Genomic DNA, 26898 nt, shown 5'->3' with positions numbered 1-26898 from the left:
TAATGTGTTTAAATCTCTACGTAATTATCATTTAATTATGATTGTATGATTAATAATTGAAATTTTAATTGGCTTGACTTATTTTATTATCAATATCAATTCAAAAATTGATGTTGTTACTGTTGTCATTATTTTATCTTTAGTGATTGGTAACTTTTTAATTATTTGTCTTTATATTTTTCTTTTTAGTTTGTGAATTAGACAAAGATATATTAGTACTGCTGAAGTTATTAAATTGAATAATACGCAAGCGCTAACTTTTGGTAGTGTTGGGATGATTATCTTAGATCATGATTTAACTATTATGTGAATTAGTGAATTCTTAGAAGATAAAGGATTAGGAAAATTAATTGGAAAATCAATTGTTAAATTATCAAAAGATTTTGAACAATTAATTAACAACAATATTCATAAGATTACTTTAAAGATTGAAAATATGCTTTATGATGCAATTTATTTAACTCAAACAAGAACAATCTTATTGCAAGAAACAACTAAGTATCATTTATTATATGATAAGTTGCAACATGAAAAATTAGTTTTTGGTGTTATCAATGTTGACAATTTTTATAATTCTTTACAAAAGTTAAGAGTAGAAAATCAAATTCGTGTTGAAGCATTTATCAAAACAGAATTAAATAATTTTGCTGCTGATTATTCATGTTTACTATTAGGAAATATTGAAGATGGTTACACAGTGCTGTTGTATCAAAATGAATTTGAAAAAGCAAAAAATGATAACTTTCAGTTGATTAAAAATGTTCGTGAAGGAGTAAAGAAATTTAAAGCTGACATCACGCTATCTGCTGGATTTTCATATGGGAATGCAATTAATAAGGATTTATATGAACTTGCAATTGAAGCTAAGGAATTAGCTGTTTATCGTGGTGGTGATCAAGTAGTTATTCGTGAGTTTGGTGGTAACACAATTTTTATTGGTGGAACAATTGAAGCAAAACAATCTGAATCAAAAATTAACATTAGAATGTTTGCACAATCTTTATACAATGAAATTAAGTTAGCAAAAAATGTTTTAGTTATGGGGCATCAAAATGCTGACTTTGATAGCATTTCATCAGGAGTTGCGATTGTTGAGATTGCGAATAATTTAAATTGTCAGGCTCACTATATTGTTAATCAAAATGAACTAGATTCTAAGACTAAAGAAGTATTGGAACAATTAGTTCCAGAAGAATATATTGACGCTAATTTTGTTAATAGTAAGCAAGCATTAAAATTATTGCATCCAAATACTTTATTAGTTATTGTTGACACCCACAATCCAAAAAGAGTTGATACTCCTGAGGTTTTAAATAAAGCTTCAAAAGTTATTGTGATTGATCATCATCGTGTTTCGGATGAAGTTATTTACAATACTGTAATTTCTTATATTGATGCTGGGACTTCTTCAACTGCTGAATCACTAGCAGAAATTATGTACTACAATGATTTTACTAATATTGAAAATGACTTTTTATGAAATTTAATGTTAGCAGGAATTTTAATTGATACTCATAACTTACAAGTTCGAACAACAAGAAGAACTTTTGAGGCTTGTGGATTATTAATTGAATGAGGAGCTTCAATTGCTAAAGTTAAGGGCTTATTGCAAGATACTTTAAGTGAATTGATTGAAAAATTTGCTTTAATTAGTAAAGCAAAAACAATTAAAAAAGGATTCTTAGCAGTTATTGCTGATGAAAATGAAGAATATCATCCAACATTTTTAGCACAAATTTCAGAAATGTTACTTGATTTAAAAGAATGTCGTGCTGCTTTTACAATTGGCTATGATAAGCAAAAGCGTGCTTGTTTGTCAGCAAGAAGTAATGGTGAGATTAATGTTCAGATTATTTGTGAGAGTTTAGGTGGTGGTGGTCACTTTAGCGCTGCTGCTGTTCAGGATAGTAAATTATCATTAAAAGAGTTGTATAATAAATTAGTCCACGCAATTGAAAGTGAGGTTTATCAAAGTGAAGGTAATACTTTTAAACGAAGTTAAGAATTTAGGTAAGATTAATCAAGTAGTAGAGGTTAGTGATGGTTATGCTAAGAATTATTTGTTTCCTAATAAACTAGCAGTTTCTGCAACTGAAGATGCATTAAAAGTAAACAAAAAAATTAAAGCTGATGAAAAGGAAATGGCTTTAGAAAAGATTAAATATTATCAAAGCATCAAAAGTGATTTAGAAAAACTTACTTTAGAGTTTTATTTAAATAGTAAAGATGGTAAAGTAGCAAATGCAATTTCAGCAAAACAAATTTGTGCCTACTTGCATTTTAATTTTGGGATTGAACTTGATAAGCATAAGTTTGTTAACTTTAAACCAATTAAAGCACTTGGTACAACTGAAGTAACAGTGAAGTTATATTCAGATGTCCTTGCTAAATTTAAAATTAAAGTTAGTGAAAAATAAGGAGTTGATTTATGAGTGAAAATCAAGAGCGAAATCAAGATTTTATTAATGAAGTTGAAGTTAATGTTTTAAGTGCCATGATTCAATCGCCTAAAGCTTGTGAGAGTGCTTTGACTTTACTGAAAGATCAAGATTTTACAGTTAAAAATAATCAAGTGATCTTTCAAACAATTGTTGAATTATTTAAAAATAATAAAGGAATTGATGTTACAACAATTAGTGATACGTTAGTAAAAAAGAACTTTTTAGCAAGAATTGGTGGGATTGATTATTTATCTTATTTAATTCAAAACTATATCAGTGATGCTAATGTTAAAGAGCACATTAATATTTTAGTTGAAAGAACAACAAAACGTCAGTTAGGGCAAGCATTAAAAAAAATTGAAGATGACTTACAAGGTGATAAAAAAATTACTGATATTTTAATTGATGCAGAAGCTGAGATTGTTCAGGTTAGCAGCGAAAGAAATAGTGAAGAATTGTTGCCAATTTCTGAATCAATTGATGATGTTGTTGAAAAAATTGAACAATTGCAAAAGTCAAATCAAAATCTAACTGGTATTACTTCAGGAATTAATAATCTTGATAATTTGACTAGTGGTTTTCAGTCAGGTGATTTTATTATCTTAGCAGCAAGACCTTCAATGGGAAAAACTGCTTTAGCTTTAAATTTTGCTTTAAATGCTGCGAACAGTTTAAAGCAAAAAGATGAAGCAGTGCTAATTTTTTCTTTAGAGATGCCAAAGGATCAATTAATCACAAGAATGATTTCTTGCCAAGGAAATTTTGATGCTCATAAATTACGTAGCAAATTTAAATTCACGCAAGATGATTGAAGAAGAATTAGCAATACAGCAGAACAACTAAAACAAAAGACAATTATTATTGATGATAGTCCAGGATTGCGAATTTTAGAACTGCAAACAAAATTAAGAAAATTAGTTCGTGAGTATGATATTAAGTTAGTGATTATCGATTACTTACAATTGCTAACTGGTTCAACTAGTAGTGAATCAAGACAACAAGAAGTATCAAATATTTCTCGTAGTCTAAAAATTTCTGCTCGAGAATTAAATATTCCAATTATTTGTTTGTCTCAATTATCGCGTTTAGTTGAACGAAGAGAAGAAAAAAGACCTTTGATGTCAGACTTAAGAGAATCAGGTGCAATTGAACAAGATGCTGATTTGATTATGTTTCTCTATCGTGATGATTACTACAAAGAAAAAAATGGTGAGGACTCAACAAAAGAGACACAAGAAAATCACGTAGCAGAAATTATCATCTCTAAGCATCGTAATGGTCCAACCGGTAAAGTTGAAACAGTATTTATTCCTAAATGAGGTAAATTTGAAAACTATCAAAACTCATAAGTTTCTTAAATAGACTTATGAGTTTTTCTTTTTTAATTTTTGCTTTTTTAGTTAAAATAAGTTAAAATTGACAATAGCAAACTTTTTAAAATTAAAGGAGAATTAAATAAAATAATATGAAAAAAATACTTGCCTTTTTCTCAGCAGTTGCATTTTTAGGAAGTACAACTTTAGCAGTTAGTGCTTGTGGTGTTTCTAAAGGTGATAATATTGAGGTAGTAATTAAAGAGGCTCCCAAAAAAGCTGAAAATAATCAAGATCCACTTACTGAGTATGTATACAATAATCAATATAATTATAGTGGTGTGAATGCTAACTATCTTATAGCACTAGCAGGACAAACAGCAACAGATAAGATTTATAATTTTAAACAACCTGGAACAGAATGAGAAGAATTTTATTCATCTGAAGTATGACAACGTAAATCTTTTTCAAGTTTTCATTATGAACCTACTGGTTCAGAAGATGCATTTTCTTTTAGAGGTCAGGGTGGTCAAGAATTTATTGTTCAATTAAAAAATAATGATGCAAGTGATGATACAAATAAAGTAATGTCATATTGATTTATTACTAGTGCTAACCCAGGAGATGACCCAGAAAAAGATAATATTGTTGTTCCAAATTCATCTGAATTTAATGATGATACAAAAATAATTACTAGATCTGGTTGAATTCATTTATTTTTAGTAATTGGTGATTTTCAAATTGATTTTAATGCTGAGATTAATTTCAATTTTACTAAAATTACTGATGTAAACAATCAACCAGTTGTGATGTTGGATATTACTACTTTTACTAAACCACTTGGTGATGCTAGCTTTGAGAATCCACCGTATGATAGAATTGCTAACCTTGCGCTAACAAAAGTTTAATTATGTTAGATATTGTTATTATTTGTGTGGGCAAAATTGATAAGCAATATTGAAAATCAGCTTATCAAGAATACTATCAGAGATTACAAAATAATGCTAAAGTAAAAGTTCATATCATTGATGAAATTAATCTTGATAAAAATATTAATGTTAATTTAAAATTAGAATCTGAAAAAATTAATGATTTATTATTTAAGTATACAGACTATCAATCGTTCTTATTAGACTTAACAGGGCAATTAATTAGTAGTGAAGAACTAGCAGAAATGATTATTAAAAATCAAAACTATTATCAAGGAAAATTATTATTTATTATTGGAGGTAGTAATGGAGTGAGCCAAGAATTAAAAAATAATCAAAAAATTAAAAAATTAGCTTTTGGCAGAATTACTTTATTACATCAATTAGCACAAGTTATTTTATTAGAGCAATTGTATCGAGCATTGCAAATTATTAATCATAAGCCTTATCATAAGTAAATTACAGTGGTTATATTAATAAAGAAGGAGAAATAATGATGGCTCAAAAATTATTAGTAGATAGTTCGTGAAGTGATTTTTTTATTCTTGAACAAAAGAAGCCTTACTTTCAAGAGTTATTAGTTAACATAAAAAATGAATATCAAAAGTATCAATGTTTTCCAAAATGAGATAATATATTTCAGGTATTTTCGCTAACTCCTTTAGATAAAGTAAAAGTTGTTATCTTAGGTCAAGATCCTTATCATCAACCAAATCAAGCTCATGGGTTGGCTTTTAGTGTTTTGCCAGGTATTACACTACCTTCAAGTTTAAGAAATATTTTTCAAGAATTAAAAGATGACTTACAAATTGATAATCAAGAAACTGGTTATTTAATTGATTGAGCAAAAGAAGGAGTCTTTTTACTAAACACTGCATTAACAGTTCGTTATAATTCTGCTAATAGTCACAGTCACTACAACTGGAATGTTTTTACTGATAATGTTCTATCTTATTTAAATGAAAAGAAAGAGCGCTTAGTTTTTATTTTATGAGGCAACAATGCTAGACAAAAGAAAGAATTAATTGACACTACTAAACATTTAATTGTTGAGAGTCCTCATCCTTCATTTTTTAGTGCTAACAAAGGTTTCTTTGGTTCAAAACCATTTAGCAAAACAAATGATTGATTAGCAGCAAATAATCAAATTCCAATTAATTGAAAGTTAGCAAAAAGTAAATAGCACTAAGCAAAATATAAATAAAGTATTATAGCAATCTTAAGTAATGATATGATATACTTGACAAAATAAAGTGAAATAGTGAATGGCGGTCGAAAATGATTTTTAAACTTAACGCAAATGATAACTTTTCTCTCTTTAGTGGTAAGACTGCTATTTATTTAATTATTGCTTTTAGTTTCATTATCTTGACTTATATTTTAGTAAACGTTTTTTGAAGATGATTGAAAAAAGATAAATATAAGGGGCCACGTTTTACAACAAAAAATATTGCTTACATTACCATGCTTACTTCAGTTTCGGTTGTTGCAACAATTGTTGTTTCATTGACAATCCCAATTACTGTTTTGCCTCCGGTTCGGTTGGCAATTGAAGGGTTGATGATTAAAATTTCTGGTTACATGTTTGGACCTGTAATTGGAATTATTTCAGCAACAATTACCGATATTTTAGTTATGTTGTTTGTTCCTTCCTACATCAATCCGGTTTATATTTTTTGTATTATTTTAATGGGATTTCTTGCTGGGGTTGCTGGAGTTTTAAAAATTAAATTAAAGAAACATCCTTGAGTAATTTTTCTTTTAATTAATGTATTTATGTTGTTTTTTGCTGGTGGTGGAGCTTATTTTGCTTTACAGTATCCAGAAGAGAGCATTCCGCTATCAGCTGGCATCACAATGAATAAGTATGCTGTTGTTGGCGTTATTGCTGGTGGTGGACTTCTTACTTTATTAGTTATTTATATTTGATTATTTTTTTATTGAAAAAATAGTGAGAAGCAAAAAATTTATGATATCTTGCCAATTATTCTTTTAGCGGTTGTTTCTGAGTATGCTGTTACAGTTTTGATTGCATCATATGCAGATATGAGTTTCTTATCGGCTTCAGCAGCAAAAGATTATGGGTTGACCATGATTCCGAGAATTGTCATGGCACCATTAAAAATTATTATCAATTCTATTATCATTTACATAACTTGAAAAACTGTTAATCCTTTAATTACTATTGATAATCTTAATTAAAGAGGTTTAATGTGACTGATAAATTTTGAACTTGATTGGCAAAATATCCATCAAATGATAGTTTTAAAAAATTAAAAATTTTAAAAGAAAAATATTTAATTTCTGATCAGCAAATTAAATATATCCATGTGACTGGAACAAATGGTAAGGGATCAGTAGCTCGTTATTTATATGCAGTTTTAAGTCAAGGATTAAAGTTAAAAGTTGGTTTGTTTACTTCACCTCATATTTTAATTGTCAACGAAAGAATTATTGTTGATGATGAAATGATTAGTGATGAAGATTTATTAAGAATTAAAAATTTAATAAGTGATGATGTAGAAAAGTATCAATTAGGTTTTTTTGCAATTTTAACTTTAATTGCTTTAATTTATTTTCAAGAGCAAAAGGTAGATTGAGCAATTATTGAAGTTGGTATTGGTGGTCTATTTGATGCAACAAATATCATTCGTAGTGACTATGCTATTTTAACATCAATTGCTAGAGATCATAGTGAAGTTTTAGGTCATAGTTTGTTAGCAATTTTAAAACAAAAAATAGGAATTGTTAAATTAACAACTAAAAAATTTTTTGTTTTTGGAAACATTAGCGTTAATTTGAAGCGTAGTCTTACTGATCAATTATTGAAATTTCCAAACACTGAAATTTATTTTGCTAAAAAAGTTATCAATCAAGGTTACATTTTAGAAAATCAAACACTGGCAGTTGTAGTTATTCAAACTTTATTTCCTACTTTTGATTCAAAACTACTTTGAAAAATTATTAAAAGAACAAAAGTTAATTTGCGTTTTCAAGTAGTGAAGATTCTTGATAAGATAATTTATTTTGATGCTGCTCATAATTTAGCAGGCATTCAAGCATTAATTAAAATGATGGAACTAAATAATATTAAAATTGATCAAATTATTTTTTCTGCTTTAGCAAATAAAAGACCAAATACTTTGATTAAAAAATTAACTAATAATTTAACCTCTAATATTTTTGTTTGTCAAAATAATCATCCATTAAGCATTAGAGCTCAAAAATTTACTTTTGACAAAATGATTTTAGAGCAAAAGCAAAATAGTACAATATTAGTAACAGGTTCTTGTTACTTTGCAGCATTAGTTTATAAAGAGTTTTTGTTGAAAAAGAAAGAATATGAGGATTAATCAATGGTTTTTTTATGGTTGAATCTTGCTTCAGGGTTGATAATCTTATTTATTTTTCTTTTAATTATCATTTTGGATCATAAAAATTTTAGATCTGACTTACAAAACATTAAATCAATTGTGTTAGCAGCAATCTTAGTTGCTATAGCAGTTGCTTTAAATACAATAACAAAAGTTTTTTTACATTCAGTTATCTTTGAAATTAAGCTTGGAAACTTTGCTCTAGTTTTAATTGGTTTTTTTGCTGGAGGAGCATTAGGATTTTTAGCAGGAATTGCAGCAGATTTTTTAGGACTAATTATTTTTAGTTCAGGAGCAACAATTTTATTTTTTACTCTAACAAGTATTCTTTGATGTATCTTACCTTATTATCTTGTTAGATTGCTTAGTAAAATTTATACTAGTAAGTGAACAACTTATTTTTATTTAGTTCTAACATATGCTTTTACATTATTATTAATTACCGGAATTAATCCAATTGTTCTAAAATATATGTATAACTTAAATGATGGATGATGAGTATTATATTTGCCAAGAATTATTAAATATCCACTTGATCTTACAGTTAATGGGTTGGCATTAGTGGTTGTATATCGTATATTTACTAATAGCATTAGTTTAAATACTAAGATTTATCAGCCAGAAAGAAAAAAAGATAAAAATTTAAATTTACAAATAGAACAAGAAGGAGACATGAATGATTAAAATTTTTGATAGTATGTCAAAAACAAAAAAAGAATTAACAACTAATAAAATTGTTGATTTATATTTATGTGGACCAACTGTTTACAATTATATCCACATTGGAAATATTAGACCGGTTTTAGTGTTGGATGTTTTGCATCGTTTGTTACTTCATCAAGAGTTTCAAGTTAACTATGTTCATAATATTACTGATATTGATGATAAGATTATCCATCAAGCAGAAAAAGAGCAAGTAACAGAATCAGAATTAAGTGAAAAATATTTGCAAGCTTATTTAGCAGATTTAAAAATGCTAAATATTCTAATTCCAAAAAAAATGCCTAAAGTAACTGATTTTATTCCTGAGAATATTAAATTTATTGAAGAACTGGTTACTAAAAAATATGCTTATGTTGCAGGTAGTGATGTTTACTTTCAAGTTGATAAGATTTCAAGTTATGGTACTTTATCTAATAAAAATCCAAATGAATTGATGCCTAATGCTAGAATTAGTAACAAAGAAAATAAAGTTTCAGCTTTTGATTTTGCTTTATGAAAAGATACTAAAGTTGGAATAAATTGAGAAAGTCCTTGAGGTAAGGGTCGACCAGGTTGGCACACAGAATGTGTGGTGTTCATCAATAAAGAATTTGCTGGTAAGACAATTAACTTACATGGAGGAGGAATTGATTTAAAATTTCCTCATCATGAAAATGAAAGAGCACAATTTTTAGCTGCTACTAATCAAGAATTAGCAAATATTTGATGACATAATGGTCATATAAATTTAGCAAGTGAAAAAATGTCAAAATCATTAAACAATGTTATTTTAGTTAAGGATTTTTGTCAGCAGTATCATCCTTTTGTTTTACGTTACTTAATTTTAAACCATGATCATCAGCAACCGATTGACTTTACTGAACAGTTAATTATTGAAGCAGTTAGCACAATTAAAAAATATCATGGATTTTTACAATTATGAAGTTATAATACTTTTGTTAGTGAAATTGAAATTCAACAAAAACAATATCATGAATCTTACTACCAATCAATAGTTACATATTTAAGTGATAATATTAACACAACTAATACTTTTGCAGTAATTAGTAATATGATTAAAGATTTAAATCAAGCATTAAATAAGAAAGATTTTAGCACTGACAATCAAAATATTTTCAGTACTTTAGTTTTTGCTTTGGAAATTTTAGGATTCAATTTTGAATTTGGCAACTATTCAGAAGAAATCAAAGCAAAAATTAAAGAATGAGAAGAATTAAAAGTTAAAAAGGATTTCAAAAAAGCCGACTTAGTTCGTTCTGAGTTACAAAATTTAGGAATTCTACCAAAAAATTAATTAAAGGAAAAAAATATGTTCTCATATATCTATGGCTATCATCCAGTTTTAATGTCTTTAGAAAAAGATTCATTAGTGAAAGCAAAAAAAGTTTTGCTTGTTGCAAAGAAGCATTCAGAATTACTTGTAAAATTAAAAAAATTAAATATTCCTTTTGAATATATTAGTTTAGAAAAAATGAATAATTTATTAAAAACAACAAAACATCAAAATATTTGTTTGCAAGTTGCAGACTATCGTTACTTTGAACTTGATGAAATTTTCAATCGAGCACCAAAGCATAAATTTTATCGTTTTTTAGTTTGTGACAAAATTACTGATCCTCATAATTTTGGATCAATGTTGCGAATTGCAGCAGGTAATGATTTCGATTGTGTTGTAATTTTAAGTCGCAATCAAGTGCAAGTCAATAGTACAGTTGCTAAGGCAGCAGCAGGTGCATTAAGTGTTGTTCCAATTTGTCAAGTTAGTAATCTTAGCAACACAATTAATTTCTTACAACAAAAGCATTTTTGAATGCTAGCAGCAGATAAGAATGATCAAGCGGTGAACTATCAAGATTTAAAATACGATCATCACTTAGCATTAATTATTGGTAGCGAAGGTGAAGGTGTAAGCAATAACATTTTAAAAAAAGCTGATTATGTTGTTGCAATTCCAATGAGTGAAAAAATTGAATCTTTTAATGCTAGTGTAGCTTGTGGGATTATTGCTAATAATATTTATTTAAAAACAAAATAATCATACAAATATTTGATAAAAATCAAAAATTTTTGCTTTCTGGTTTATCTTAATTATTAAGATAGAAAGGAAGTAAGATTATGAGTGATGAAGAATTACTTTATTTGTATCTTATTGCTCAGAATCAATGAGCATTTAATTTTTTGTATCAAAAGTATCAAAATATTATCTTGGTTCTGACAAGAAAAACCTTTAGGAAATTTTTTTCTGTACCTTTAGAATTAAGTGATTTAGAAAGTGTTACTTATTTGATTTTTTATCAAAGTGTTTTTAATTTTCAAGTTAAGAAAAATAAAAGTTTTAAAAATTTTTTGTTAACTAATTTAAATTGAGGGATATTAAAATATTTAAAAAAGTATTTAAATAAGAATCATCAAATTTTAAACACAGCACTAACCGACCAAGATTATTTTTTCAATAGGAATTTAAGTTTTCAAAATCATTTCATTCAAGATGATTATTCGAATTTAATTAACGATAGCAATTTAAAATTAAGTTTTTATGAGCAAAATGTTTTACAATTAAAATATCAAGGCTATTCTAATCAAGAAATTATGGCAAAATTAAATTTAACTTATAAACAGATTGATAATGCTTTTCAAAGAGCAACTTGAAAATTAAAAAATCTTAATAGGATATAAAGATAAGTAGGAGTAGAAAAATGTTAGAACCATTAGCAACAATTTTAAGACCAAAAACTTTAACTGATGTCATTGGTCAAACTCATTTGGTTAATTCAGAAAATGGTGTGATTTTTAAAATTATTGAAAAACAATTTTTACCATCATTAGTTTTACATGGTTTACCAGGAACAGGAAAAACTTCTCTAGCACAAGTGATTGCGCAAGAACTAAAAATTCCTTTTGCTGTTTTTAATGCTGCAATTGATAAGAAGCAAGACTTAGAAAAAATCTTTAACTTAGCAAAGAAAGAAAAAAATTATTTATTAATTATTGAAGAAATTCAAAGAATGAATCGTGATCGTCAAGATTTGCTTTTGCAATATTTAGAGCAAGGAACTTTTACTTTAATTGCATGTACTAGTGAGAATCCTTATTTTGTTGTTAACCCTGCTTTAAGAAGTCGATGTTTAATTGTAGAATTAAAACCAATTAGTGATGGTGAAATGTTTATTGGATTAAAAAGAGTAATTAAAGAAAATAAAATTTTTAAACTTAACATCACTGATCAAGCTTTAAAAATGATTTGTACTTTAGCTAGTGGAGATTTACGTGTAGCAATCAATATTTTAGAACTAAGTAATAACTTATATCCAAAAACTAAAATTGACATTAAATTAATTAGTAATATTGTTCCAAAAGCTAGTTCTTGAAACTTTAAAGAAGGCAACGAGCATCATGACTTGAAATCAGCATTGCAGAAATCAATTCGTGGTAGCGATGTTGATGCAGCTATTTATTATCTAGCAAGATTGTTAGCTAGTGGTGATTATGAAGCATTGTTAAGAAGAATGCTAATTATTGCTTATGAAGATATTGCTTTGGGTAATCCTGCTGTTTGTTTGAGAGTACAAGGAGCTATTGCTGCGTTTAGACAAATTGGCATGCCTGAAGGAATAATTCCTTTAGGTCTTGCAGTTGTTGAAATGGCATTAAGTGAAAAATCAAATAGTACTAATCAAGCAATTCAAAAAGCCTATCAAGATGTTTTAGATGGTAAAATTTATCCAATTCCAGATTATTTAAGAAGTGGTGTTTCAATAAGTAAGAAAAAGAATTACAAGTATCCGCCAAACTTTAAAAATTCATATGTTAAGCAACAATATCTACCAGATGAGTTAGTGAATGTTAGTTATTATGTGCCTAAAGATACTAGTCTTTATGAGAAAAAAATTAATCAATTGTATCAGCAGTTTACTAATAAAATAAATTAATTTAATAAATTCTTTTTAGCGCTAAGGCAATTGGAGGAAATATTAAAGCAGTAAGAATTAATTCTGGCAAATAATTAGTAAGTAAAATCATTCAACTAAATATTTCAAAGAGTTCGTTTTGATCAGAATAAATTATTGGTCCAAGATTGTAAACAAAAAGAAAAACAAATAATGTATTGAAAGTTGTAGCAATAAAACATAAAAAAAACTTTTCGATTAACGAATTAAAATTGACATTTTTAATGCTAAAAGCAATCAACCCAGTAATAGTACCCATTAAAATTCTTGGAACAATTGAAAATAAAGGGTTGATGAAAATAAACGCCGTAGCAGATGGATATAAAACTGATTGGATTAAAGAAGAAAGACCAAATAAAAAACCATATAAAATTCCACAACTAATTAAATTTGTTTTTGTTGTTAAATTAAAAACTTCTAGACTGACTAAAAATAAGATTGGCATTAAAGTAATTTTAAATATTCCAAGTGGCAAATACCCTAATCATGGCACTAAAGTGAAAAGTAAAAAGATGCTAAGTAAGAAACTATTGATAGTAAGAGTATGAATATTTATTTTCATTAGTGTTGCCTTTTTATTTTTCTTTTATTATAATAGGTTTTTCTAATTAAATATAATTAAATTGACAGTTATTTTAATTAATAATATAATTAAAAAGTGATTTTTAGGAGCAAAAATGAGTGATAAAGTAATTTTAATTTGTACAGTTTGTTTGAATAGAAACTATCATAATTATAAAAATAAACTCAATCATAAGACAAGATTAGAATTGATGAAATTTTGTCCTCATTGCAAGAAGCATACTTTGCATAAGGAATCTAGATAGGAGGGTTTATTGTGGGGAAAAAATCAAAGGATAACGAAGAAGTTAAAGAAGAAAAACCACAAATAAATCAAGAGAAGATTGAATTACTAAAAAATAAATTTAATTTTTTAAGAAAAGTTAAACCTTTAAAATTTAGAAAATCTAGATCTAATTATGAAAAATTTGATCCTAGCAAAATTGACAAAACTAAAATTGTTGATATGAATGCAATATGAGAAAAACAAAAAAAAGAACGAACAGCAGAAGAAAAATATTTTTATCGTAAAGAAGCAAAAACTTATCATAAGTATTTCTTCTTATATTTGTCTAGAGAAGTTAGAAGAACTAGATGAACACCAAGAAAAGAATTAAATAGAAAATTTTGAATTACAGTTTTATTTATTGCTTTTTTTGCAGGCTTATTTGCTTTACTTGATTGAGGGTTAATAGAACTGTTTAGAATTGCTAGAATTACTTAAATTAAAAATGGAGATGTTTACAAATAATGAACAAAAAAGATGAAGATATCAAAGATATTGATAATTCTCAAGAATTAGAAGAATTAAAACAACACGCACAATGATATGTTATTAACTGTAACAAAGGTCATGAAAGAAGAGTTTATGAAGATTTAAAGCAAAAAATTGAAACTTTAAATCTGAAAGACAAAATTTTTGACATCAAAATCGTTGAAGAAGTAATACTTAATAAAGATAAAAAACCAGAAACAAAAAATGTTTTCCCAGGTTACATTTTTATTAATATGATTATGACTGATGAAACTTGATACGATGTTCGTAATACTCCGGGGGTAACTGGATTTATTGGATCTAGTGGCCGAGGAATTAAGCCACTTCCACTCTCAGAAAAAGAAGTTAACACAATGTTGTATCGTGATAACAAACAAGTTAAAAAAGAACCTATTGTTAAGAAAGATAAAAGTGAAGAACGTGATTTTGACTTGAATGATTATGTTCATATTATTTCAGGAGCTTTAAAAGGTCATGAAGGTCAAGTTGGTCAATTAGATGATGATAAGGGTGTAGCTACAGTTAATATCGATTTCTTTGGTCGTTCTACACCAGTAAAAGTAGAATACGTTTGTTGCAAAAAAGTTTCTTCTTAATTGCTGATTGAAAACCTTTTTAATTTTTAATTAAAAAGGTTTTTTTATTATGTTTTTTATTCATGGAAATAAATATTAGATAATTTTTAAGATAACGATAGGCTTTTTATTTTGGTAGATAAGAATAATTTTTCTTAAGCCTTAAATTCTCTTACATTATAATACTAATTATTTTTTTGTCATGTAAAATGATAATTTAAAATATTTTAATTAATAAAGTTTTCTTTTAGCAGCTCATTTATGTTGATTCCATTAAAGTCAGCAATATGTAAAGTTAGGATTTTCAAATAAGTATTCTTACTAAATGCTTTTGATCCATAACCTAATAATGATTTAACATGATGAGATATTGTACTTTCAATATTACACCCAATATTAAAATTCTGATTCTGATTACTGATTCCTTGACTTTTTTCATTATTAATTAGATAGTATTTTAATTGTTTTAATTTTAAATTTTTATAGTTATCATGAAATCATAAGTCAGATAAAGTTTGAATCATTGCCTGGTAGTCACCATTAAAAAATAGAAATCTTAAAGTTTCATAAATTGGTTGCAAATTTCGGTTGTTAGGATTAAATAATTGTCTTATTTTTCTAACTGTGTGGAACCGATCAAGAATGTAGACACTATTAGGCCAATATTTTTGAGAATTCCTAATTCAAGGGGCACCATCACCACTGATGATTACTTTAGTTTGTTTGCTATTGCTGTAAAAATTGCTAGCAATTTTTTGAATTTTTTCAAAAAATGCTTTTGTGTTGATTCGTTCTTCTTTTTTAGTAAGAAAAACATATATTTTTGAATTCTTTAAAATTTTTTTATTATCTTTTGATTTTTCTAGATCATAACCAGTATGAAACAAAACAACTCTAATTCGAAATTGTTGTTTTTTGTTGTTTTCTTTTAAATTTAAAAATGTATCATCAATATTTACATATAAGTATTTGTCTAATTTAATTGGTGTGACTTTTTTAGCAATGATTTCGTCTAAAGAATCAATTTTAGTGCGATTGATGAGGTTACTGATAGTATTGATGGTAAGATTTGCTGTTGGAAAGCAATCTAAAATATCTTGATAGCGTTTTCCTTGAGCGATTAAGGAAAGAATTTTAATATGTAGGTGAGTAGTTACTCTTTGATACTTTTTAATTCCAAGAGCGATGTCAGAAAGATAAGTAAACTGATAGTGATTTTTATTTCAAATTAAGTAACGATGTCGCTTGTATGTTACTTTTCCAAAAATTGTTATCAGCGTTCTTTTTCTTACACCATGTGGAATATAGCCATTTTCTTTTCTTCAATTTGAGTTAAAAATTTCTTTATCTTTATTTTCATATTCTTGTTTTAATTGTAATAGTGCATAGTTAAAGATTTTCTTATTTTGTTTTTCATAAAAGTTAAGATGATTTTCAATAATTGAACTCATTTTATCCCCTCTCTTTACTCCCTTCCATATATATAAGCATAAATTAGTTTTAAAATAAAGCGTCATTGGAGTGGCCAATGACGCTTTTAGTTTATTTATTTAGTTTAAAATATTTTATTTATTAATAAATTAAAATCTTTCTTCTAGACTTATAATTCTACCAACTTTTGAAGAACCAGCTTTATCATGAATTGTGATTCCTGTATTTGTAGCTGTAAGTTGAATGATATTAGCATTGCCTAGTCCTGGATTTGTTTCATTAAAACCATCAAAATATGTTTCTAAAGGCATATCAGTTCCTGTTCATATAAATTCTTTATAAATTTTACTTGTAGTATCATCAACAGAATTTCAATGGAAACTAACTCGATATTTTTGATTATTTGCTAAGTCATATTTAAAGAATCTTGAACTTTGGCTGAATCCCACATTTGTTCATCTTGAAATATTTGTTTTAATTTCGTTGATAGCTCCAACAATAGTTTTATTATTTGTTGTTAATCCTTTATCAGTTTTAGTTTGTTTACTTTCTAAACTATTGTTTGTTATGGTTTCATACTGTATGACACTTTCTTGAAAAATTGAGAAATCATCATAATTTACTTTTTTAGCGTTTATTTCATTTATGGCTCCAACAATAGTTAGATCTTCTGTTCCTAAATTATCATCTGTGACATTTTGTTTTTCATTCACCTCAGATGATTTAACATAGTCTGATTTAATATCAGTTAGATCTTTAGTATTTTGTTCGATTGCTGTAGTTTGTTTGTCGCTGTTTGATTTAACTTCGTTGATGGCTCCTACAACTGTTTTAATTGTTGTGTTTAATGCATTGTCAGTTTTGTTTTGTTTTATGTCTAGTTGGTTACCTAGATCAGAACCTTTAACATAGTCTGTTTTGATTTCATTAATATCACTAGTGTTTTTAGTAATATTGGTTGTGTTTTGGTTGATGTTTGTTGTGTTTTGTTCGATTGCTGTAGTTTGTTTGTCGCTGTTTGATTTAATTTCGTTGATGGCTCCTACAACTGTTTTAATTGTTGTGTTTAATGCATTGTCAGTTTTGTTTTGTTTTATGTCTAGTTGGTTGCCTAGGTCAGAACCTTTAACATAGTCTGTTTTGATTTGATTAATGTCATTAGTGTTTTGGTTAATATTAACTGTATTTTGATTAATGTTAGTTGTGTTTTGTTCGATTGCTGTAGTTTGTTTGTCGCTGTTTGATTTAACTTCATTGATAGCTCCTACAACTGTTTTAATTGTTGTGTTTAATGCATTGTCAGTTTTGTTTTGTTTTATGTCTAGTTGGTTGCCTAGGTCAGAACCTTTAACATAGTCTGTTTTGATTTGATTAATGTCATTAGTGTTTTGGTTAATATTAACTGTATTTTGATTAATGTTAGTTGTGTTTTGGTTGATGTTTGTTGTATTTTGTTGAATATTTTTTGTGTTTTCACTAATGTTAGTTGTGTTTTGTTCGATTGCTGTAGTTTGTTTGTCGCTGTTTGATTTAACTTCATTGATAGCTCCGACAACGGTTTTGGTTGTTGTGTTTAGTCCATTATCAGTTTTGTCTTGTTTTGCTTCAACGTCAACACTTTCAAGGTAATTTTCTTTAATGTATTCAATGTCAGTTGTTTGAGTGTCATTGATTGATTTAATTTCGTTGATGGCTCCTACAACTGTTTTAATTGTTGTGTTTAATGCATTGTCAGTTTTGTTTTGTTTTATGTCTAGTTGGTTACCTAGATCAGAACCTTTAACATAGTCTGTTTTGATTTGATTAATGTCATTAGTGTTTTGGTTAATATTAACTGTATTTTGATTAATGTTAGTTGTGTTTTGGTTGATGTTTGTTGTATTTTGTTGAATATTTTTTGTGTTTTCACTAATGTTAGATGTGTTTTGTTCGATTGCTGTAGTTTGTTTGTCGCTGTTTGATTTAATTTCGTTGATAGCTCCGACAACGGTTTTGGTTGTTGTGTTTAGTCCATTATCAGTTTTGTCTTGTTTTGCTTCAACATTAGCGCTTTCAAGATAGTTTTCTTTAATGTATTCAATGTCACTAGTGTTTTTAGTAATATTGCTTGTGTTTTGTTCGATTGTTGTAGTTTGTTTGTCGCTGTTTGATTTAATTTCGTTGATAGCTCCGACAACGGTTTTGGTTGTTGTGTTTAATGCATTGTCAGTTTTGTTTTGTTTTATGTCTAGTTGGTTACCTAGGTCAGAACCTTTAACATAGTCTGTTTTGATTTGATTAATGTCATTAGTGTTTTGGTTAATATTAACTGTATTTTGATTAATGTTAGTTGTGTTTTGTTCGATTGCTGTAGTTTGTTTGTCGCTGTTTGATTTAACTTCATTGATAGCTCCGACAACGGTTTTGGTTGTTGTGTTTAGTCCATTATCAGTTTTGTCTTGTTTTGCTTCAACGTCAACACTTTCAAGGTAATTTTCTTTAATGTATTCAATGTCACTTGTTTGAGTGTCATTGATTGATTTAATTTCGTTGATGGCTCCTACAACTGTTTTAATTGTTGTGTTTAATGCATTGTCAGTTTTGTTTTGTTTTATGTCTAGTTGGTTACCTAGATCAGAACCTTTAACATAGTCTGTTTTGATTTGATTAATGTCATTAGTGTTTTGGTTAATATTAACTGTATTTTGATTAATGTTAGTTGTGTTTTGGTTGATGTTTGTTGTATTTTGTTGAATATTTTTTGTGTTTTCACTAATGTTAGTTGTGTTTTGTTCGATTGCTGTAGTTTGTTTGTCGCTGTTTGATTTAATTTCGTTGATAGCTCCGACAACGGTTTTGGTTGTTGTGTTTAATGCATTGTCAGTTTTGTTTTGTTTTATGTCTAGTTGGTTACCTAGGTCAGAACCTTTAACATAGTCTGTTTTGATTTGATTAATGTCATTAGTGTTTTGGTTAATATTAACTGTATTTTGATTAATGTTAGTTGTGTTTTGTTCGATTGCTGTAGTTTGTTTGTCGCTGTTTGATTTAACTTCATTGATAGCTCCTACAACGGTTTTGGTTGTTGTGTTTAGTCCATTATCAGTTTTGTCTTGTTTTGCTTCAACGTCAACACTTTCAAGGTAATTTTCTTTAATGTATTCAATGTCACTTGTTTGAGTGTCATTGATTGATTTAATTTCGTTGATGGCTCCTACAACTGTTTTAATTGTTGTGTTTAATGCATTGTCAGTTTTGTTTTGTTTTATGTCTAGTTGGTTACCTAGATCAGAACCTTTAACATAGTCTGTTTTGATTTGATTAATGTCATTAGTGTTTTGGTTAATATTAACTGTATTTTGATTAATGTTAGTTGTGTTTTGGTTGATGTTTGTTGTATTTTGTTGAATATTTTTTGTGTTTTCACTAATGTTAGTTGTGTTTTGTTCGATTGCTGTAGTTTGTTTGTCGCTGTTTGATTTAATTTCGTTGATAGCTCCGACAACGGTTTTGGTTGTTGTGTTTAGTCCATTATCAGTTTTGTCTTGTTTTGCTTCAACATCAGCGCTTTCAAGATAGTTTTCTTTAATGTATTCAATGTCACTAGTGTTTTTAGTAATATTGCTTGTGTTTTGTTCGATTGTTGTAGTTTGTTTGTCGCTGTTTGATTTAATTTCGTTGATAGCTCCGACAACGGTTTTGGTTGTTGTGTTTAATGCATTGTCAGTTTTGTTTTGTTTTATGTCTAGTTGGTTGCCTAGGTCAGAACCTTTAACATAGTCTGTTTTGATTTGATTAATGTCATTAGTGTTTTGGTTAATATTAACTGTATTTTGATTAATGTTAGTTGTGTTTTGTTCGATTGCTGTAGTTTGTTTGTCGCTGTTTGATTTAATTTCGTTGATAGCTCCGACAACGGTTTTGGTTGTTGTGTTTAGTCCATTATCAGTTTTGTCTTGTTTTGCTTCAACGTCAACACTTTCAAGGTAATTTTCTTTAATGTATTCAATGTCACTTGTTTGAGTGTCATTGATTGATTTAATTTCGTTGATGGCTCCTACAACTGTTTTAATTGTTGTGTTTAATGCATTGTCAGTTTTGTTTTGTTTTATGTCTAGTTGGTTACCTAGATCAGAACCTTTAACATAGTCTGTTTTGATTTGATTAATGTCATTAGTGTTTTGGTTAATATTAACTGTATTTTGATTAATGTTAGTTGTGTTTTGGTTGATGTTTGTTGTATTTTGTTGAATATTTTTTGTGTTTTCACTAATGTTAGTTGTGTTTTGTTCGATTGTTGTAGTTTGTTTGTCGCTGTTTGATTTAATTTCGTTGATAGCTCCGACAACGGTTTTGGTTGTTGTGTTTAGTCCATTGTCAGTTTTGTCTTGTTTTGCTTCAACATCAGCGCTTTCAAGGTAATTTTCTTTAATGTATTCAATGTCACTTGTTTGAGTGTCATTGATTGATTTAATTTCGTTGATGGCTCCTACAACTGTTTTAATTGTTGTGTTTAATGCATTGTCAGTTTTGTTTTGTTTTATGTCTAGTTGGTTACCTAGATCAGAACCTTTAACATAGTCTGTTTTGATTTGATTAATGTCATTAGTGTTTTGGTTAATATTAACTGTATTTTGATTAATGTTAGTTGTGTTTTGGTTGATGTTTGTTGTATTTTGTTGAATATTTTTTGTGTTTTCACTAATGTTAGTTGTGTTTTGTTCGATTGTTGTAGTTTGTTTGTCGCTGTTTGATTTAATTTCGTTGATAGCTCCGACAACGGTTTTGGTTGTTGTGTTTAGTCCATTGTCAGTTTTGTCTTGTTTTGCTTCAACATCAGCGCTTTCAAGATAGTTTTCTTTAATGTATTCAATGTCACTAGTGTTTTTAGTAATATTGCTTGTGTTTTGTTCGATTGTTGTAGTTTGTTTGTCGCTGTTTGATTTAACTTCGTTGATGGCTCCGACAACGGTTTTGATTGTTGTGTTTAGTCCATTGTCAGTTTTGTCTTGTTTTGCTTCAACATCAGCGCTTTCAAGATAGTTTTCTTTAATGTATTCAATGTCACTAGTGTTTTTAGTAATATTGCTTGTGTTTTGTTCGATTGTTGTAGTTTGTTTGTCGCTGTTTGATTTAACTTCGTTGATGGCTCCGACAACGGTTTTGATTGTTGTGTTTAGTCCATTGTCAGTTTTGTCTTGTTTTGCTTCAACGTCAACACTTTCAAGGTAATTTTCTTTAATGTATTCAATGTCACTTGTTTGAGCGTCATTGATTGATTTAATTTCGTTGATGGCTCCTACAACTGTTTTAATTGTTGTGTTTAATGCATTGTCAGTTTTGTTTTGTTTTATGTCTAGTTGGTTGCCTAGGTCAGAACCTTTAACATAGTCTGTTTTGATTTGATTAATGTCATTAGTGTTTTGGTTAATATTAACTGTATTTTGATTAATGTTAGTTGTGTTTTGTTCGATTGTTGTAGTTTGTTTGTCGCTGTTTGATTTAACTTCGTTGATAGCTCCTACAATAGTTATATCTACAGTTGTTAAATTAGCATCAGTTTTGTCTTGTTTGTTATTTAAAGAATTATTTGTAATATTTTGATATTGAAGAACACTTTCTTGGAAACTTGTAAAGTCAATATCATTTACTTTAGAAGTATTTAGTTCATTGATGGCTCCGACAACGGTTTTGGTTGTTGTGTTTAGTCCATTGTCAGTTTTGTCTTGTTTTGAATTTATTTGACTGATTAAGTCAGAACCTTTAATATGGTCTTCTTTAATTGTGTTAATATCATTTTTATTTTGTTCGATGCTTTCAGTTAGTTTAGATCCTTCAATATAGTCTTCTTTAATTGAATCAATATCATCTCTATTTTGTTTAATTCTTGAAGTTAGTTCAGAACCTTTAACATAGTCTGTTTTGATTTGATTAATGTCACTTGTGTTTTGTTCGATTGCTGTAGTTTGTTTGTCACTGTTTGATTTAATTTCGTTGATGGCTCCGACAACGGTTTTGGTTGTTGTGTTTAGTCCATTATCAGTTTTGTCTTGTTTTGCTTCAACATCAGCGCTTTCAAGATAGTTTTCTTTAATGTATTCAATGTCACTAGTGTTTTTAGTAATATTGCTTGTGTTTTGTTCGATTGTTGTAGTTTGTTTGTCGCTGTTTGATTTAACTTCGTTGATAGCTCCAACAATAGTTATATCTACAGTTGTTAAATTAGCATCAGTTTTGTCTTGTTTGTTATTTAAAGAATTATTTGTAATATTTTGATATTGAAGAACACTTTCTTGGAAACTTGTAAAGTCAATATCATTTACTTTAGAAGTATTTAGTTCATTGATGGCTCCGACAACGGTTTTGGTTGTTGTGTTTAGTCCATTGTCAGTTTTGTCTTGTTTTATGTCTAGTTGGTTACCTAGATCAGAACTTTTAACATAGTCTGTTTTGATTTGATTAATGTCATTGCTGTTTTGGTTAATATTGGTTGTGTTTTGGTTAATATTAACTGTATTTTGATTAATGTTAGTTGTGTTTTGTTCGATTGCTGTAGTTTGTTTGTCACTGTTTGATTTAACTTCGTTGATGGCTCCAACGACGGTTTTGATTGTTGTTTTTAATCCATCATCAGTTTTGTCTTGTTTTATGCTTATCATATTATTTACATCAGATGAATTAACATAATCTAGTTTAATTTCAGCTAGGTCTTTTGTGTTTTGTACGATGTTTGCGATTTGTTTGTCGCTACTTGTTTTAATTTCGTTGATGGCTCCGACAACGGTTTTGATTGTTGTGTTTAGTCCACTATCAGCTCTGTCTTGTTTTGCTTCAACATCAGCGCTTTCAAGATAGTTTTCTTTAATGTATTCAATTTCACTAGTGTTTTGACTAATCTTAGATGTATTTTGTTGAATGTTTTTTGTGTTTTGTTCGATTGCTGTAGTTTGTTTGTCACTGTTTGATTTAACTTCGTTGATGGCTCCAACGACGGTTTTGATTGTTGTTTTTAATCCATCATCAGTTTTGTCTTGTTTTATGCTTATCATATTATTTACATCAGATGAATTAACATAATCTAGTTTAATTTCAGCTAGGTCTTTTGTGTTTTGTACGATGTTTGCGATTTGTTTGTCGCTACTTGTTTTAATTTCGTTGATGGCTCCGACAACGGTTTTGATTGTTGTGTTTAGTCCATCATCAGTTTTGTCTTGTTTTGCTTCAACGTCAGCGCTTTCAAGATAGTTTTCTTTAATGTATTCAATGTCACTAGTGTTTTGACTAATCTTAGATGTATTTTGTTGAATATTTTTTATGTTTTGTTCGATTGCTGTAGTTTGTTTGTCGCTGTTTGATTTAACTTCGTTGATGGCTCCGACAACGGTTTTGGTTGTTGTTTTTAATCCATAATCAGTTTTGTCTTGTTTTATGCTTATCATATTATTTACATCAGATGAATTAACATAATTTAGTTTAATTTCAACTAGGTCTTTTGTGTTTTGTATGATGTTTGCGATTTGTTTGTCGCTACTTGTTTTAATTTCGTTGATGGCTCCGACAACGGTTTTGATTGTTGTGTTTAGTCCATTGTCAGTTTTGTCTTGTTTTGCTTCAACATCAGCGCTTTCAAGGTAATTTTCTTTAATGTATTCAATGTCAGTTGTTTGAGTGTCATTGATTGATTTAATTTCGTTGATGGCTCCTACAACTGTTTTAATTGTTGTGTTTAATGCATTGTCAGTTTTGTTTTGTTTTATGTCTAGTTGGTTACCTAGATCAGAACCTTTAACATAGTCTGTTTTGATTTCATTAATATCACTAGTGTTTTTAGTAATATTGGTTGTGTTTTGGTTGATGTTTGTTGTATTTTGTTGAATGTTTTTTGTGTTTTGTTCGATTGCTGTAGTTTGTTTGTCGCTGTTTGATTTAACTTCGTTGATAGCTCCTACAACGGTTTTGGTTGTTGTTTTTAATCCATCATCAGTTTTGTCTTGTTTTGAATTTATTTGACTGATTAAGTCAGAACCTTTAATATGGTCTTCTTTAATTGTGTTAATATCATTTTTATTTTGTTCGATGCTTTCAGTTAGTTTAGATCCTTCAATATAGTCTTCTTTAATTGAATCAATATCATCTCTATTTTGTTTAATTCTTGAAGTTAGTTCAGAACCTTTAACATAGTCTGTTTTGATTTCATTAATATCACTAGTGTTTTTAGTAATATTAGTTGTGTTTTGTTCGATTGCTGTAGTTTGTTTGTCGCTGTTTGATTTAATTTCGTTGATAGCTCCTACAACGGTTTTGGTTGTTGTTTTTAATCCATAATCAGTTTTGTCTTGTTTTGCTTCAACGTCAACACTTTCAAGGTAATTTTCTTTAATGTATTCAATGTCAGTTGTTTGAGTGTCATTGATTGATTTAACTTCATTGATAGCTCCAACGACGGTTTTGGTTGTTGTGTTTAGTCCATTGTCAGTTTTGTTTTGTTTTATGTCTAGTTGGTTACCTAGATCAGAACCTTTAACATAGTCTGTTTTGATTTCATTAATATCACTAGTGTTTTTAGTAATATTGGTTGTGTTTTGGTTGATGTTTGTTGTGTTTTGTTGAATATTTTTTGTGTTTTCACTAATGTTAGTTGTGTTTTGTTCGATTGCTGTAGTTTGTTTGTCGCTGTTTGATTTAACTTCGTTGATAGCTCCAACGACGGTTTTGGTTGTTGTATTTAGTCCATTATCAGTTTTGTCTTGTTTTGCTTCAACGTCAGCACTTTCCAGGTAATTTTCTTTAATGTATTCAATGTCAGTTGTTTGAGTGTCATTGATTGATTTAATTTCGTTGATGGCTCCTACAACTGTTTTAATTGTTGTGTTTAATGCATTGTCAGTTTTGTTTTGTTTTATGTCTAGTTGGTTGCCTAGGTCAGAACCTTTAACATAGTCTGTTTTGATTTGATTAATGTCATTAGTGTTTTGGTTAATATTAACTGTATTTTGATTAATGTTAGTTGTGTTTTGGTTGATGTTTGTTGTATTTTGTTGAATATTTTTTGTGTTTTCACTAATGTTAGTTGTGTTTTGTTCGATTGCTGTAGTTTGTTTGTCGCTGTTTGATTTAATTTCGTTGATAGCTCCGACAACTGTTTTAATTGTTGTGTTTAATGCATTGTCAGTTTTGTTTTGTTTTATGTCTAATTGGTTACCTAGATCAGAACCTTTAACATAGTCTGTTTTGATTTCATTGATATCACTAGTGTTTTTAGTAATATTGGTTGTGTTTTGGTTGATGTTTGTTGTATTTTGTTGAATGTTTTTTGTGTTTTCACTAATGTTAGTTGTGTTTAGTTCGATTGCTGTAGTTTGTTTGTCGCTGTTTGATTTAACTTCGTTGATGGCTCCGACAACGGTTTTGGTTGTTGTATTTAGTCCATTATCAGTTTTGTCTTGTTTTGCTTCAACGTCAGCACTTTCCAGGTAATTTTCTTTAATGTATTCAATGTCAGTTGTTTGAGTGTCATTGATTGATTTAATTTCGTTGATGGCTCCTACAACTGTTTTAATTGTTGTGTTTAATGCATTGTCAGTTTTGTTTTGTTTTATGTCTAGTTGGTTACCTAGATCAGAACCTTTAACATAGTCTGTTTTGATTTCATTAATATCACTAGTGTTTTTAGTAATATTGGTTGTGTTTTGGTTGATGTTTGTTGTATTTTGTTGAATATTTTTTGTGTTTTCACTAATGTTAATTGTGTTTTGTTCGATTGCTGTAGTTTGTTTGTCGCTGTTTGATTTAATTTCGTTGATAGCTCCGACAACGGTTTTGGTTGTTGTGTTTAGTCCATTGTCAGTTTTGTTTTGTTTTATGTCTAGTTGGTTACCTAGGTCAGAACCTTTAACATAGTCTGTTTTGATTTCATTAATATCACTAGTGTTTTTAGTAATATTGGTTGTATTTTGGTTGATGTTTGTTGTATTTTGTTGAATGTTTTTTGTGTTTTCACTAATGTTAGTTGTATTTTGTTCGATTGCTGTAGTTTGTTTGTCGCTGTTTGATTTAACTTCGTTGATAGCTCCGACAACGGTTTTGGTTGTTGTGTTTAATTCATTGTCAGTTTTGTTTTGTTTTATGTTTAGTTGGTTACCTAGGTCAGAACCTTTAACATAGTCTGTTTTGATTTCATTAATATCACTAGTGTTTTTAGTAATATTGGTTGTGTTTTGGTTGATGTTTGTTGTATTTTGTTGAATGTTTTTTGTGTTTTCACTAATGTTAGTTGTGTTTTGTTCGATTGCTGTAGTTTGTTTGTCGCTGTTTGATTTAACTTCGTTGATGGATCCAACAATAGTTTTGATTGTTGTATTTAATCCATTGTCAGTTTTGTTTTGTTTTATGTCTAGTTGGTTGCCTAAATCAGAACCTTTAACATAGTCTGTTTTGATTTCATCAATATCAGTTTTATTTTTAGTAATAATTATATTTTGTTTGTCGCTGTTTGATTTAACTTCATTGATAGCTCCTACAACAGTTTTATTTATGGTATTTAAGTCATCATGAGATGAATCTTGTTTTGAATCCAAAATATCATTAGTTATTAATTTGTATGCTTCATAATCACTTGATAGAAGACTAACACTATTTATAATGATAGTATCGTTGTTTGCACGTGCTCTTGCTTCTGCATTTAATTGATCTACTGTAGCAAACGCAGCAAAAATATCTTCTTCTAGATTAGTAGTTTCTGGAATATTATCTTCTAAGGTTTTTACTTTATTAGGTTTTTCTTTCATTTTTTTTCTCTCCTCTTTAATTAAATAGAGAAAAAAACAATCATAAAAATAAGAAAAGTAATA

General features: G+C 28.3%; 19 protein-coding genes. 16 read left to right on the top strand and 3 right to left on the bottom strand.

The window, feature by feature from the left end:
- The first annotated feature begins 4 nt into the window (after window positions 1–4).
- From SPLAT_RS03350 to SPLAT_RS03290, 13 genes are all read left to right on the top strand, one after another.
- Window positions 5–2002, top strand: a complete 1998-nt coding sequence (locus tag SPLAT_RS03350) for a DHH family phosphoesterase (RefSeq protein ID WP_168105002.1) — start codon at window positions 5–7, stop codon at window positions 2000–2002.
- Window positions 1974–2417: a 50S ribosomal protein L9 gene (gene rplI, locus SPLAT_RS03345; RefSeq protein WP_168105001.1), complete on the top strand. Its 444-nt coding sequence runs from the start codon at window positions 1974–1976 to the stop codon at window positions 2415–2417. Before SPLAT_RS03350 ends, rplI begins: the two co-directional genes overlap by 29 nt.
- An 11-nt stretch (window positions 2418–2428) precedes the next feature.
- On the top strand, window positions 2429–3790 hold the full coding sequence (dnaB, locus tag SPLAT_RS03340; protein ID WP_168105000.1) for a replicative DNA helicase: 1362 nt from the start codon (window positions 2429–2431) through the stop codon (window positions 3788–3790).
- A 116-nt stretch (window positions 3791–3906) separates the two neighbouring features.
- Window positions 3907–4662 (top strand): hypothetical protein, encoded by a 756-nt coding sequence (locus SPLAT_RS03335; protein WP_168104999.1) that lies wholly within the window; start codon window positions 3907–3909, stop codon window positions 4660–4662.
- Window positions 4663–4664: 2 nt separating this feature from the next.
- Window positions 4665–5141: a 23S rRNA (pseudouridine(1915)-N(3))-methyltransferase RlmH gene (locus SPLAT_RS03330; protein WP_168104998.1), complete on the top strand. Its 477-nt coding sequence runs from the start codon at window positions 4665–4667 to the stop codon at window positions 5139–5141.
- A gap of 38 nt (window positions 5142–5179) precedes the next feature.
- The gene (locus tag SPLAT_RS03325) at window positions 5180–5866 is read left to right on the top strand and encodes a uracil-DNA glycosylase (protein ID WP_168104997.1); all 687 of its coding nucleotides are present in this window, start codon (window positions 5180–5182) and stop codon (window positions 5864–5866) included.
- 95 nt (window positions 5867–5961) lie between these two features.
- The gene (locus SPLAT_RS03320) at window positions 5962–6885 is read left to right on the top strand and encodes a hypothetical protein (RefSeq protein ID WP_168104996.1); all 924 of its coding nucleotides are present in this window, start codon (window positions 5962–5964) and stop codon (window positions 6883–6885) included.
- An 11-nt stretch (window positions 6886–6896) separates the two neighbouring features.
- The gene (locus SPLAT_RS03315; protein ID WP_168104995.1) at window positions 6897–8036 is read left to right on the top strand and encodes a bifunctional folylpolyglutamate synthase/dihydrofolate synthase; all 1140 of its coding nucleotides are present in this window, start codon (window positions 6897–6899) and stop codon (window positions 8034–8036) included.
- 3 nt (window positions 8037–8039) lie between these two features.
- Window positions 8040–8741 (top strand): folate family ECF transporter S component, encoded by a 702-nt coding sequence (locus tag SPLAT_RS03310; protein WP_168104994.1) that lies wholly within the window; start codon window positions 8040–8042, stop codon window positions 8739–8741.
- The gene (gene cysS / locus SPLAT_RS03305; RefSeq protein ID WP_168104993.1) at window positions 8734–10074 is read left to right on the top strand and encodes a cysteine--tRNA ligase; all 1341 of its coding nucleotides are present in this window, start codon (window positions 8734–8736) and stop codon (window positions 10072–10074) included. The genes SPLAT_RS03310 and cysS overlap by 8 nt, the downstream gene beginning before the upstream one ends.
- A 15-nt stretch (window positions 10075–10089) precedes the next feature.
- Window positions 10090–10815 (top strand): 23S rRNA (guanosine(2251)-2'-O)-methyltransferase RlmB, encoded by a 726-nt coding sequence (gene rlmB / locus SPLAT_RS03300; protein ID WP_168104992.1) that lies wholly within the window; start codon window positions 10090–10092, stop codon window positions 10813–10815.
- Window positions 10816–10895: 80 nt separating this feature from the next.
- The gene (locus SPLAT_RS03295) at window positions 10896–11456 is read left to right on the top strand and encodes a hypothetical protein (protein ID WP_168104991.1); all 561 of its coding nucleotides are present in this window, start codon (window positions 10896–10898) and stop codon (window positions 11454–11456) included.
- 20 nt (window positions 11457–11476) lie between these two features.
- Window positions 11477–12709 (top strand): replication-associated recombination protein A, encoded by a 1233-nt coding sequence (locus tag SPLAT_RS03290; protein WP_168104990.1) that lies wholly within the window; start codon window positions 11477–11479, stop codon window positions 12707–12709.
- Window position 12710: 1 nt separating this feature from the next.
- Here SPLAT_RS03290 and SPLAT_RS03285 read toward each other — a convergent pair whose 3' ends face one another.
- Entirely contained in the window at window positions 12711–13289 is a 579-nt protein-coding gene (locus SPLAT_RS03285; protein WP_168104989.1) for an ECF transporter S component, read from the bottom strand.
- A 115-nt stretch (window positions 13290–13404) separates the two neighbouring features.
- On the opposite strand from SPLAT_RS03285, the gene rpmG reads away from it, so the two are divergent.
- From rpmG to nusG, 3 genes are read left to right on the top strand one after another with little or no spacing between them, the layout of a single operon-like run.
- Window positions 13405–13554 (top strand): 50S ribosomal protein L33, encoded by a 150-nt coding sequence (gene rpmG / locus SPLAT_RS03280; protein ID WP_168104988.1) that lies wholly within the window; start codon window positions 13405–13407, stop codon window positions 13552–13554.
- An 11-nt stretch (window positions 13555–13565) separates the two neighbouring features.
- Window positions 13566–14012 carry a preprotein translocase subunit SecE gene (gene secE / locus SPLAT_RS03275; protein WP_168104987.1) on the top strand — a complete coding sequence of 149 codons (447 nt, stop codon included), beginning with the start codon at window positions 13566–13568 and terminating at the stop codon, window positions 14010–14012.
- 26 nt (window positions 14013–14038) lie between these two features.
- Entirely contained in the window at window positions 14039–14659 is a 621-nt protein-coding gene (nusG, locus tag SPLAT_RS03270; protein WP_168104986.1) for a transcription termination/antitermination protein NusG, read from the top strand.
- A gap of 206 nt (window positions 14660–14865) precedes the next feature.
- Here the strand turns inward: nusG and SPLAT_RS03265 are convergent, their stop codons facing one another.
- Together SPLAT_RS03265 and SPLAT_RS03260 are read right to left on the bottom strand one after the other, a co-directional pair.
- Window positions 14866–16089, bottom strand: coding sequence for an Mbov_0401 family ICE element transposase-like protein (locus SPLAT_RS03265; protein WP_168104985.1), 1224 nt, complete (start codon window positions 16087–16089; stop codon window positions 14866–14868).
- A gap of 129 nt (window positions 16090–16218) precedes the next feature.
- Complete coding sequence (locus SPLAT_RS03260; RefSeq protein WP_235083222.1) at window positions 16219–26835, bottom strand: beta strand repeat-containing protein; 10617 nt, start codon at window positions 26833–26835, stop codon at window positions 16219–16221.
- Window positions 26836–26898 lie beyond the last annotated feature (63 nt).

Source organism: Spiroplasma platyhelix PALS-1, from assembly GCF_021496725.1.
In the GTDB taxonomy this organism is placed as follows: Bacteria; Bacillota_I; Bacilli_A; order Mycoplasmatales; family VBWQ01; genus Spiroplasma_D; species Spiroplasma_D platyhelix.
Note: the sequence above shows the minus strand (reverse complement) of the source record. Positions and strands in the feature narration are given on the sequence as shown.